General features: G+C 42.3%; 12 protein-coding genes. 7 read left to right on the top strand and 5 right to left on the bottom strand.

What is annotated here, in order from left to right:
* Window positions 1–180: 180 nt before the first annotated feature.
* Entirely contained in the window at window positions 181–309 is a 129-nt protein-coding gene (locus RM347_RS19040; RefSeq protein ID WP_416211886.1) for a helix-turn-helix domain-containing protein, read from the bottom strand.
* 622 nt (window positions 310–931) lie between these two features.
* Between RM347_RS19040 and RM347_RS19035 the strand changes: the two genes are divergently transcribed.
* The 3 genes from RM347_RS19035 (at window position 932) to RM347_RS19025 (ending at window position 4,685) form a co-directional block, all read left to right on the top strand.
* Window positions 932–1,936: a phosphoribulokinase gene (locus RM347_RS19035; protein ID WP_181932234.1), complete on the top strand. Its 1,005-nt coding sequence runs from the start codon at window positions 932–934 to the stop codon at window positions 1,934–1,936.
* 267 nt (window positions 1,937–2,203) lie between these two features.
* Window positions 2,204–3,478, top strand: a complete 1,275-nt coding sequence (gene metK, locus RM347_RS19030) for a methionine adenosyltransferase (RefSeq protein ID WP_322717847.1) — start codon at window positions 2,204–2,206, stop codon at window positions 3,476–3,478.
* Between the two features lie 283 nt (window positions 3,479–3,761).
* Window positions 3,762–4,685, top strand: a complete 924-nt coding sequence (locus RM347_RS19025) for a sulfite exporter TauE/SafE family protein (RefSeq protein ID WP_322717846.1) — start codon at window positions 3,762–3,764, stop codon at window positions 4,683–4,685.
* A 248-nt stretch (window positions 4,686–4,933) separates the two neighbouring features.
* Here RM347_RS19025 and RM347_RS19020 read toward each other — a convergent pair whose 3' ends face one another.
* Entirely contained in the window at window positions 4,934–5,389 is a 456-nt protein-coding gene (locus tag RM347_RS19020) for a pentapeptide repeat-containing protein (RefSeq protein ID WP_322717845.1), read from the bottom strand.
* 285 nt (window positions 5,390–5,674) lie between these two features.
* Window positions 5,675–6,547 carry an alpha/beta fold hydrolase gene (locus RM347_RS19015; protein WP_322717844.1) on the bottom strand — a complete coding sequence of 291 codons (873 nt, stop codon included), beginning with the start codon at window positions 6,545–6,547 and terminating at the stop codon, window positions 5,675–5,677.
* Window positions 6,548–6,754: 207 nt separating this feature from the next.
* Between RM347_RS19015 and RM347_RS19010 the strand changes: the two genes are divergently transcribed.
* The 3 genes from RM347_RS19010 (at window position 6,755) to RM347_RS19000 (ending at window position 9,146) form a co-directional block, all read left to right on the top strand.
* Entirely contained in the window at window positions 6,755–7,573 is an 819-nt protein-coding gene (locus tag RM347_RS19010; RefSeq protein ID WP_322717843.1) for a DUF1206 domain-containing protein, read from the top strand.
* Between the two features lie 33 nt (window positions 7,574–7,606).
* Window positions 7,607–8,719, top strand: a complete 1,113-nt coding sequence (locus RM347_RS19005) for a glycoside hydrolase family 10 protein (protein ID WP_322717842.1) — start codon at window positions 7,607–7,609, stop codon at window positions 8,717–8,719.
* Between the two features lie 148 nt (window positions 8,720–8,867).
* Window positions 8,868–9,146: a hypothetical protein gene (locus RM347_RS19000; RefSeq protein ID WP_322717841.1), complete on the top strand. Its 279-nt coding sequence runs from the start codon at window positions 8,868–8,870 to the stop codon at window positions 9,144–9,146.
* 19 nt (window positions 9,147–9,165) lie between these two features.
* Here the strand turns inward: RM347_RS19000 and RM347_RS18995 are convergent, their stop codons facing one another.
* A complete protein-coding gene (locus tag RM347_RS18995; protein WP_322717840.1) occupies window positions 9,166–10,050 on the bottom strand; it encodes a LysR family transcriptional regulator in 885 nt (294 codons plus the stop codon).
* Between the two features lie 103 nt (window positions 10,051–10,153).
* Here RM347_RS18995 and RM347_RS18990 point away from each other — a divergent pair, with 103 nt between their 5' ends.
* Window positions 10,154–10,948: a methyltransferase domain-containing protein gene (locus RM347_RS18990; RefSeq protein ID WP_322717839.1), complete on the top strand. Its 795-nt coding sequence runs from the start codon at window positions 10,154–10,156 to the stop codon at window positions 10,946–10,948.
* Window positions 10,949–10,964: 16 nt separating this feature from the next.
* On the opposite strand, the gene RM347_RS18985 is transcribed toward RM347_RS18990, so the two are convergent.
* Window positions 10,965–11,705 (bottom strand): amino acid ABC transporter ATP-binding protein, encoded by a 741-nt coding sequence (locus tag RM347_RS18985; RefSeq protein WP_322717838.1) that lies wholly within the window; start codon window positions 11,703–11,705, stop codon window positions 10,965–10,967.
* Between the last annotated feature and the right edge of the window lie 58 nt (window positions 11,706–11,763).

The following is an 11,763-nucleotide window of genomic DNA, read 5'->3' as shown; positions in this document are numbered from 1 at the left end:
TCTCCTGGCATGTTGTTAGCTATATTCATGACCTATCTATAGGATAATTACATGACTAAGACAACTCCAGCTAGAAACATAATGACAGAGATAACCGTGATTTAAGCAACTGTAATCAGTTTTACTTGATGTGAAAAATCTGTCAACCATTATCAGTAGTTTGCCATAACGCCAACACTTCTATATCAGCTTATCCATAAATTTACAGCCAATAATTTGACTAATGCAAGTTGTTTGCTCATTCGTTGGATAGATTTTTGCTTTGAATATCTTAAGTATTGTCGAGCAGGAATTACAATTTAGGAACATTATAAAATTCACGGCAATAATAAATTATACCTTATAGTCTTGATTATATAGAGTCACAAGTAGCGGACTGATAGAGGCGCAAGGCTGATGGACCCAGCTGATCCCCATTTTTAAATTAACAACTAAATCAACAAAAAAATGATTGATGAACCACGCTAATTCTTCTTGACAGCAATCTTGTATGGGATACCCCCTTCTGTTAAAATCAAATATACCACTAGGATTAAATACTTACCGGCACCAACATTCAGGCTAGTCCGACGAGTAGCAACTTATAAGAGAAGGCAGGAGGTAGAGGGCAGGAGGCAGAAGGAAAGAAGTATGAATGAAAACTTTAGTTCTGGGTCAAAAGCCCAGTTTAAAAAGAAGAATTGTATCGAGCGAAAAGTGCCGCGAGATATAAGGCTTCTACAGCCTAAGTCTCACGCTTTTAAACGTGTGTTACTCCTGCCTCCTGCCTCCTGCCTCCTGCCTCCTGAATACTTTGTTGCCTACCCGCTTGGTGTCTTATAGCTGTGCTAGGTAGCAAGAACGCAGGATAAACCAAACGGGTAAACTCCTGGCTTCAGAATCTGCTGTGTGAAAAATTATTGACACAACTTTAGTATTTTAGAGGAGATTTATGACAAGTAAGCCGGAACGCGTGGTACTGATTGGAGTAGCCGGAGACTCTGGGTGCGGTAAATCTACGTTTTTGCGTCGTTTGATAGATTTGTTTGGTGAAGATTTAATGACAGTCATCTGCTTAGATGATTATCACTCCCTGGATCGCAAACAGCGCAAAGAAACGGGGATAACGGCACTAGACCCCAGGGCGAACAATTTTGACCTGATGTATGAGCAAATTAAAGCGCTCAAAAGTGGTCAAGCGATTGATAAGCCGATTTACAACCACGAAACCGGCTTGATTGATCCGCCAGAGCGGGTGGAGCCGAATCACATTATAGTTGTTGAAGGGCTGCATCCTTTATATGATGAGCGGGTGCGATCGCTAATCGACTTCAGTGTTTATTTTGACATTAGCGATGAGGTCAAAATTGCCTGGAAAATCCAGCGAGATATGGCTGAACGCGGTCATCGCTACGAAGATGTGTTAGCGCAAATCAATTCCCGCAAACCTGACTTTGAAAAGTTTATCGAACCACAAAGAGAATTTGCCGATGTAGTTCTCCAAGTATTACCCACGAACTTGATCAAAAACGATACGGAGCGCAGAGTCTTGCGGGTACGTATGCTCCAGCGTGAAGGTAAGGAAGGCTTCGATCCAACCTACCTATTTGATGAAGGGTCAACAATTAATTGGACTCCTTGTGGACGCAAGCTGACCTGTTCTTACCCTGGTATGCAACTGTACTACGGTTCAGATGTTTACTACGGCCGCTATGTCTCAGTACTAGAGGTCGATGGTCAATTTGACAACTTGGAAGAAGTAATTTATATCGAAACCCATCTCAGCAATACATCCACCAAATATCAGGGTGAATTGACTCACTTGTTACTCCAGCACCGCGAGTATCCAGGTTCCAATAATGGTACTGGTTTCTTCCAAGTGCTTACAGGTTTGAAAATGCGTGCTGCTTATGAGCGGTTGACAGCTACAGAAGCAAAGTTAGCAGTTCAAGTTTAAAGCAGCAGTGTTTGTGTCAAAGCTTGTGGGGGCGCTTTCGGGTGTCCCCCTTTTTTTTGTGTTATTAAATACATTTTAGCCACCAAATAATTAGCATACATTTATCTTCCCTACAGATACTTACCTTATATTTAGTGGTTTTTATCAATATCAACAAGATACTAACTACTGAAGTATAAATATTGTTATGATTTCATAAATTAGGTGGTTGAGCTAAATACCCACATTTGGTTCAGCGAAAATAACTTAAGAAAGGAGGAATTTCCTTTGTCTCGTCGATATTTATTTACCTCCGAATCAGTCACCGAAGGTCATCCAGATAAAATCTGCGATCAGATTTCTGATACCATTCTGGATGCCCTACTGACACAAGACCCTAGCAGTCGTGTCGCCGCTGAAGTAGTAGTTAATACTGGTTTGGTGCTAATCACTGGTGAAATAACCACCAAAGCTAATGTGAATTTCGTCAATCTTGCTCGCAAAAAAATTGCCGAAATTGGCTATACCAATGCCGATAATGGCTTTTCGGCTAACAGCACCAGTGTCCTGCTAGCTTTAGACGAACAATCACCCGATATCGCCCAAGGCGTTAACACGGCTCAAGAAACCCGCCAGCAAGATAGTGATGAGCTATTCGACAAAATTGGTGCTGGCGATCAAGGTATAATGTTCGGTTTTGCCAGCAACGAAACACCAGAGCTGATGCCCTTACCCATCAGCCTTGCCCACCGCATTGCTCGCCGATTGGCAGCAGTTCGCAAAACAGGTGAATTGTCATACCTGCGTCCTGACGGTAAAACCCAAGTAACTGTGGTCTACGAAGATGGACGCCCAGTAGGTATTGATACTATTCTAATTTCCACCCAGCATACAGCCAGTATTGGGGAAATCACGGATGAGGCGGCTGTACAAGCCAAGATTAAACAAGACCTCTGGTCAGCAGTGGTCGAACCTGTTTTTGGCGACATTGACGTTAAGCCTAATCAGGAAACACGTTTTTTAGTCAACCCCACTGGCAAATTTGTCGTTGGTGGCCCTCAAGGAGACTCTGGTCTTACAGGACGGAAAATAATTGTTGACACCTACGGTGGTTATTCACGGCATGGTGGCGGCGCTTTTTCTGGCAAAGACCCCACAAAGGTAGACCGTTCTGCTGCCTATGCAGCTCGCTATGTGGCGAAAAATATTGTTGCCGCTGGGTTGGCAGAAAAAGTTGAAATCCAGCTATCTTATGCGATTGGCGTAGCACGACCAACAAGTATTCTAGTGGATACCTTTGGCACTGGCAAAGTGGATGAAGAAACCTTACTGGAATTAATCAATCAGCACTTTGAACTACGACCAGCAGGGATTATTCATACCTTCAACTTACGCAACTTACCAAGTGAACGAGGCGGACGTTTTTATCAGGACGTCGCGGCTTACGGTCATTTTGGGCGGGCTGATTTAGACTTGCCTTGGGAACAGACCGATAAAGCCGAATTGTTGAAGCAAGCAGCAAACGAGTCACTTTCAGCAGCAGTTGCTCAGGCGCTGACTTAGCCTTATACGCTACTGCAAAAACTTAGTTTATCTACGTGAGGGTATTGGTAACTGAGAAGTTATCTATGCCCTCATTTTTTGCTAGCCAACTGAATATCAAAAAGTAAAACTATAAATAAAAATTTCAATTTATTATAAAAGATTTTGAATTTTACAATTGAGTCGAAATTCAGACAAAAAAGTGTCATAAAACCCGAATAATCCTGGTAAGATAATGAGCATTTAAGTTGCATAAAGCCAGGGCTGAAGACCTTACCACGAGCAAATCAGTCTGGAAAAATGAATGACGATTAGCTTATATATACCTTTAACCAAGAAAGCACCTAAGCATCATTTATTGATGAAAAAGAATAATTCATCTGCGTTGGAGCCTACAAATAGAAGCTTGCAAGTGCGGCGTTTCAGATTATCTTTTCTCTACGCCGTGCCAATTGGGGTATTAGGAGGGTTGATTGGCTTAGGAGGTGCAGAGTTTCGACTGCCAGTTCTTGCTGGTACATTAGGCTATTCAATACGACAGGCTGTACCTTTGAACCTGGCTGTTAGCTTGATTACGATTGCTGCTTCCCTGGCAATCCGGGGCAGTACGCTTTCTTTGGGCCAAATGATTCCATTACTTCCTGCGATCTTCTCGTTGATTGCTGGAGCAGTTATTACTGCTTTTTTCGGGGCGGCGATCGCGGGAAGGCTCTCAAACGAACAGCTTGAGCGTATCATCTTAGTGCTATTAGTAGTGATTGGCATTGCCCTGATAGTCGAGGGTTTTCTACCTCAACAAATACCAGCCTTTTTACCGCCTGGTTTAAGTTGGCGTATTCCAGCAGGTATTTTATTTGGTCTAGCAATTGGACTGGTAAGCAGTTTACTTGGGGTTGCAGGGGGTGAAGCGATCATCCCAACACTTGTTTTCGCTTTTGGTGCAGATATTAAAACAGCAGGTACAGCCAGTCTTCTAGTTAGCTTACCAACTGTACTCGTAGGGGTTATGAAATATGCTAGTCGAGGTGCATTTGTAGATCGTACAGCCTTGGGCAATACCATAGCACCTATGGGAGTTGGTTCGGTGATTGGAGCCATCATCGGAGGAATGCTTGTCGGTATTGTTCCAGCAGCGGTACTGAAAGTTACGCTAGGGGTAATCCTGAATATCTCCGCGTTTCGGGTCTTTCACAAAGCCAATTTTTCTAATGAAAAGCCTGAAAGCTAGCTTGAACAGAGCTTTTCCAAAAATATTGTATTTTTCTACCTGGATATCGGCTTAATCCCAAATCCCAATAAGAAACCCCCTCGGTCTTCGTCATAGTAAAGTAATTACAAGACAGAGGGGTTTCATTGATCTTAATATTTTTGTAGAGGCAGATTTTAGATATGATGCTGGCAAAAAACCAGTTCCTCTGATTTAAAACCCGCAAAAACCTATGTTGTGTTTATTTTAACCTGCCAACTTAGTTCAGCCTAGTCCCAATCGGGAATTTCGGCATCTTCTCCACCAACCCCGATTCCAGTGTTAAATATTTCGGCATCAGTAAGATTGAGATCGTTCATTGATGCTTTGTACACATTAGAATCGTGAATCGTAGCGCGAGTAAAATTTACGCCGTTGAGATTGGTTTGCTTCAAATTCACATTGGTTACATAAGCGGATGTTAGGTTAGCACCTGCCAAGTTTGCACCAGTTAAGTCAGCACCTTCGAGGTTAGCCCCTACAAGGTTGGCTCCTTGGAGCTTCGAGCCTCTCAAGTCAGCACCAATTAAATGAGCGCCACTGAGGTTAGCTCCCGATAGATTGCACTGGATACATTCCCCAGTTGAAAGCAGCTTTTGTAAGTCCTGCGGATTCTCGGCTTTAACCGAGCTAGTGAAAAATAGGGGAGTTGCTAAGGCCATGGCCGCTAATAGCTGGAGTTTCATAATTTTCCCCCTTAAATAATCAAGTTGCGTCCGTTCTGTCCCTCACAATTCTATTATCTCACTAATTTTCGTGAGGTCAATCTATCTGCTGACAAGTTAGTTGTGATATGCAACAGGAATATAAGTAATGTTACAAATGCCATTAATTCTGATTTTTCGGGCATTTTTTGACGATAATTCGTCAAAAAATGCCAGTATTAAATCACCATTAAATCTTTTTAAACGCTTATGCTACTGGCCATAAGGCTGATTTAATAAGTATTTATACTTGAAAAATTCTATAGTTTAGCTTAAGTCTTCAGAAATAAATTCTCGCATATACTGATTAACCAATTCAGGCTGTTCTTGCTGTACCCAATGGCCACAATTGGGAATGTACTTGATTTGAAAGTCCCTGACATAGGCTGCGGTGTCGTAGGTTAGTTCCTTGCCAAGCGCGGTGTCATTTTCTCCCCAAATCATCAGTGTTGGCACTTCCAGAACGCCCCAAGTTGGATTTAGCATTCTCTGTTGAAAAATATTGCGGTAGTAGTTCAACATTGCTGTGAGGGCACCGCGTTTTGCAGCGGCGTTTTTATAAGCGTCAATATCTGCTTGGGTGAAAGCACTCTTATTAACTGCTGTACCTTTAAAAGCTGTTTCAATTGCTTGGTAGTCGGAAGATTGTAAGAGTAATTCCGGTAACCACGGTAGTTGAAAAAGGAATATGTAGTTGCTACGTAACAACTGTTGGGGTGTGCGTAAGCCTTGGGCAAATTTGGCAGGATGAGGCAAGTTAAGGATAATTAATTTCTCTAACATTTCAGGGTGAGTGTATGCAAAATTCCAAGCGATCGCACCACCCCAATCATGTCCAACTAATACACACTTTTGGTATCCTAATCCTTTAATTACTCCCTCAACATCTTTGATAAACTCCTTCATCACATAAGCTGATTGCTCATTTGGTTTATCACTATCGTTGTAACCACGCAAGTCAAGAGCGACAACTTTAAAATTTTGGGCAAATTCTGGTATTTGATGCCGCCAAGAGTACCAAAACTCAGGAAACCCATGCAACATCAACATTAATGGCCCTTCACCTTGGGTAACGTAGTGTAGTTTTACCCCATTGGTAGTTATATATTCGTGTTTCCAAGAACTTTCTAGTATAGACATAATTAATCTAAATTCAGCATTAAAAAATACTAAATATTCATACTGTACTTCATATATGTAATATTATTTTGAGCAGTCTAACATCTATTGAAAGACAGTATTGCGATAGTGATTTTTTGCAAAAATATTAGACAATTTGCCTTGGGGTAGATGTGAATCATGGGTAAATTTTGGTAAAAGATAGATATAATAATTCTCCCAACTACCATGACACAACAGTTGACAAACCATGCTTCATTGTGGGTTGAGCGACTGGGACGATTTGGCTATGTTTCCAAGGGAGTAGTTTACGGTATAGTTGGACTACTGGCAGCACAGGCGGCTTTTGGCACGGGTGGTAAAACAACTGATACCCAAGGCGCTCTCCAAACAATCGTCAACCAGCCATTTGGTAAATTTTTGCTGGCTTTAGTTGCAATCGGCTTGATAGGATACGTAATCTGGCGTTTTGTACAGGCAATTAAAGACCCAGAAAATAAAGGTAACGATGCTAAAGGTTTGGCAGTGCGAATTGGTTACGCGGTTAATGGCTTGATTTATGCAAGTTTAGCCTTAAGTGCTGTGCAAATCGTTATGGGTACAGGCAGCGGTAAAAATAGTAGTGATTCTACTGAAGATTGGACAGCACGTTTACTTTCTCAACCCTTTGGTCAATGGCTAGTTGGAACTGTGGGGGTATTGATAATTGCTCTAGGTTTTTATCAGTTTTATCAAGCTTTTAGTGCCAAATTTCGTAAAGAACTCAATTTAACTGAGTTAAGCAACAAAGAAGCCCAATGGGTAATCAGGATTTCCAGATTTGGTTTAGCGGCACGGGGTATAGTATTTTGTATTATCGGCTGGTTTTTAATCGAAGCTGCAAGGCAATCAAACGCCGCTACTGCACAAGGTTTGGATGAAGTATTACAGACGCTAGCGCAACAGCCTTATGGAGCATGGCTTTTGGGTATTGTGGCGTTAGGTTTGGTTGCCTATGGGATTTACACAATAATACAGGCGCGGTATCGTCGGCTAGTCAATGTTTAGATGGTGCAGTGCTGAAAATTTAAATTTATAGAAATGCCAATAATAGAAACCCGTGGTATCTGGCTGACTACTACTGATAGTAAGGTTCTCAGGTCAAAGCAACGCATTGCTGAGGCGATGGATTTGCTTGCCGAGACGGGATTTAATGTGGTGTTTCCCGTTGTTTGGAACAAGGCAGTAACTTTGTATCCCAGTCAAACAATGCAGCAGACTTTTGGAGTCGAAATTGACCCTATGTCTGTAGGCCGCGACCCTTTAAAAGAGGTGGTAGTTGAGGCGCGGCGAGTTGGGTTGAAAGTCATTCCTTGGTTTGAATACGGTTTTGCCAGTTCCTACAATTTGAATGGTGGTGTACTTTTACAAAAAAAACCAGAATGGGCTGCGCGTGACTGTAATGGTAACTTATTGAAGAAAAACGGCTTTGAGTGGTTAAATGCCCTCGACTTACAGGTGCAAGAATTCTTCTTAAACTTGGTGCTGGAAGTTGCGAATAATTACGATGTGGATGGCGTTCAAGGAGACGATCGCTTCCCAGCATTACCCTGTGAAGGTGGCTATGATGAGGGAACTATCACCCGCTATCGCCAGGAATTTGATCGCAATCCGCCACAGAACCCTAAGGATAAGCAATGGTTACAGTGGCGTGCAGATATTCTCACTGAGTTTTTAGCGCGTCTCTACCGGGAGGTGAAAGCGGTGAATTCTAATTTATTAGTTGCGATCGCACCCAATATCCATGATTGGGCATTCCAAGAATATCTGCAAGACTCACCCACATGGCTAAAGCGGGGAATAGTTGATATGATTCAGCCACAGATTTATCGCCGTGACTTTGGGAGTTATCAGGCGATCGCTGATAAACTGGTAAACCAGCAGTTCACTGATGTGACTTTACCGAAATTAGCACCGGGAATACTGATGAGACTTGGTTCTTACTGCATTAGTCCAGAATATCTGGTGCAGGCAATTGAATACAATCGCCAACTTGGCATTCAAGGAGAAGTATTCTTTTTTTACGAAGGTTTACGCGAGAATAACAATACCCTAGCTAAAGTTTTGCGAAATGGGCCTTATGCTAAGTCTGCATCATTTCCCACTCTGTCAGATTTGAGTGCGGGTGGTGTGATTAACAAGAGTACATCTTAGGAGCATCCCATTTTTGAAAAAATATCAAATAGCGAGTTGACCATTGAGATCGGCACAACGTAATTGTAGTATGGAGGGAACATTGGCCCAAACTCGTCTTCCGTAGTCCTTATACTACACTTTCCTTTGGTATTTTTGCATAAGTGGGATGCTCCCAATTAGTTTAATTTCCTTTAAAGTCGGTCAAGATTTAGGCTATGCTTTGGCTGATGCAGAATCAACATTATTAGCAGAAACCATTGGCGGAAGAGTTGAGTATGTTTTACGTAATGTTGAAATGACAATTGATGAACACAGTTTTATTGCTACTGTGGCATGGTTACAAACTAATACAGGTGGAGAGCAATTACTTCTAGGAAGAGAAGTTGTATTTGATAAGTTTAATATTGAGTTTAGGCAAGCTGATGAACAAATTATTTTTACATAGCGTGGAGACAACTAATCAATTAACCACAGATACTCCTGACAACTTGCAGAAATTCCCTTAGCACAGGTGTCATATTCTCCTCCTGCCACACTATAGCCGTTTCTACTAATGGTGTTTTCTCCTCTACAGCGCGATACACCACACCAACCCTCTGAAGATTTTGCAATGAAGACGGTGCGATCGCAATCCCCATCCCCGCTGAAACCAACCCAATAATCGTCTGCATCTGAATCGCTTCTTGAGTCACTTTTGGGCTGAAATTTCCTTGCTGGCAAAGACTTATGATTTGGTCGTAAAGTCCGGGGCCCAAATGGCGAGGAAACATGATAAAGTTTTCGTTTACTAGCGATCGCACTGAAATTTTTTCTTGTTCAGCTAAGGAATGAGTTTCCAACATAGCCACAATTAAAGCTTCTTGCTGAATGCACTCTTGGTTGAGTGTGTTGTCTTCTAAAGGTGGATGGGCAAAACCTACATGGATGCGGCTATCCTGTAGCGCCTGCTCTTGCTGAGTTGTGGTTAATTCCTGCAAAATCAACTCTACTTCTGGAAACTGTTCTCGAAATCGTCGCAAAATTACAGGAAGCAAATCGTAAGTTACTAAACTGGTAAACCCGATTCGTAGTTGTCCCTTCTCACCTCTTCCCGTTTTTTGAGTTAGTTCAATTGCTTTTTCCAGTTGAGCCAAAAGTTGATAAGCTTCTTGCAAAAACACTTGTCCAGCTTCTGTTAGCTGCACCTGTCGCTTGGTTTTACGGTGAAACAGTTCTACTCCCAATTGCGCCTCTAGTTGCTGAATTTGCTGGCTTAAGGGCGGTTGAGCAATGTGCAATCGCTCGGCGGCTCTACTGAAGTGCAGTTCTTCAGCGACAGCAATAAAGTAGCGCAGATGTCGCAATTCCATTTTTTTGATATTTTATAAGTTTCAATTTTATCTAAATATATATTGGACATCTGAAAAGTACCTGCTTATGATACTCATACAAATATTGCAGGGAATCAGAGCAATGCAGGAAAAGTATACTCCAGGCTATTCGAGTAATGCGACGAATTTCATGGCAAAACGCAGCTTAGATACTCATGGCGCGTTTTTCAAGCCTTATTTACGTCCAGGGATGAAATTGTTAGATTGTGGTTGCGGGCCTGGGACGATCGCTCTGGGTTTAGCAAAAGCAATTTTCCCTGGTATGCTTACGGGTATTGATCGCGAAGTTTCTCAAACCCAAATAGCTGCTGAAAGTGCTTTTAGCCAAGGTGTCAGTAACGCTAATTTTCTGGAGGCGAATATTTATGCTTTACCCTTCCCAGATAACTCGTTTGATGCAATCTTTTCCCATGCACTATTTGAGCATCTTCAAGAACCGGTGCAGGCGTTAGGGGAAATGTGGCGAGTTTTGAAACCGGGGGGAATTGTTGGGCTTCGTAGTCCTGACTGGGGCGGGTTTTTGTTTGCGCTATCTACACCAGAACTGGAAAAAGCATTTTCTTATTACAAGTGGCTCCAGCAGCAGAATTTAGGGAATCCTGATGTAGGTAGAGAGTTACGCGCCCTGCTGCGCCAAAGTGGGTTTACTAATATCAAAGCTTCGGCTTCTTATCAATGTTATGAGCCGCTGAGTGAAGCTACAGAATATTTGGCGCTGCGAATTGAGGCTTCTGCAAAGGTGGATGGAGCTATAGAGAAAGGTTGGACTGATGAGCAATCGCTTACAGCAATGAGTCGTGCTTTACGAGAATGCAGTCAGCATCCAGATGGTTTTTTTGCTGCTGCTTGGTGTGAAATTGTGGGATGGAAAGGTTAGATTAATCAAAGATTTTCTAAAGAATTTGTGATAAAAACTTGCGCGTTCTTTCTTCTTTGGGGTTGCTGAAAAATGCGTCAGGGGTGGCTGACTCGACGAGGGAACCGCTATCCATTAAAATAACTCGGTCGGCGACTTCACGCGCAAATCCAACTTCGTGAGTGACGACTACCATTGTCATTCCATCACGGGCGAGATTTCGCATCACATCTAAAACTTCCCTTACCATTTCTGGATCTAACGCCGAGGTGGGTTCATCAAATAGCATGATTTTGGGTTGCATGGCTAAAGCACGAGCGATCGCTACCCGTTGTTGTTGTCCACCAGACAGTTGTTCTGGATATTTCTGCGCTTGTTCTAAAATTCCTACTCTTTCTAGCAGTTGCATTGCCAATTCTTCGGCCTTTGCCTTTGGCGATCGCCGTACCCAAATTGGTGCCAAAGTTATATTTTGCAACACTGTGAGATGAGGAAATAAATTAAATTGCTGAAATACCATTCCCACTTCTCGGCGAATCGTTTCAATATTTCGCAAGTCATGGCTGAGGGTAATGCCGTCGATTTCAATTCTCCCCTTTTGGTATTCTTCCAGAGCATTAAATGTGCGGATAAAAGTAGATTTTCCTGAACCAGATGGCCCCATAAACACTACTACTTCTCCACGATTTACTGTCAAGCTCACACCCTGAAGAACGTGGAATTTTCCATACCATTTATGAACATCTTCAGCAACAATTATCTGTTGTATATCTGACATATTATTTAAATACCAATTTCTAACTCTTGTACAGACGCGATTAATCGCGTCTCTCCTA

The sequence above is a fragment of the Nostoc sp. ChiQUE02 genome (assembly GCF_034531305.2).
Lineage (GTDB): Bacteria > Cyanobacteriota > Cyanobacteriia > Cyanobacteriales > Nostocaceae > Nostoc.
The sequence above is the reverse complement of the archived record's forward strand: the minus strand, read 5'-3'. Positions and strand labels throughout refer to the sequence as shown.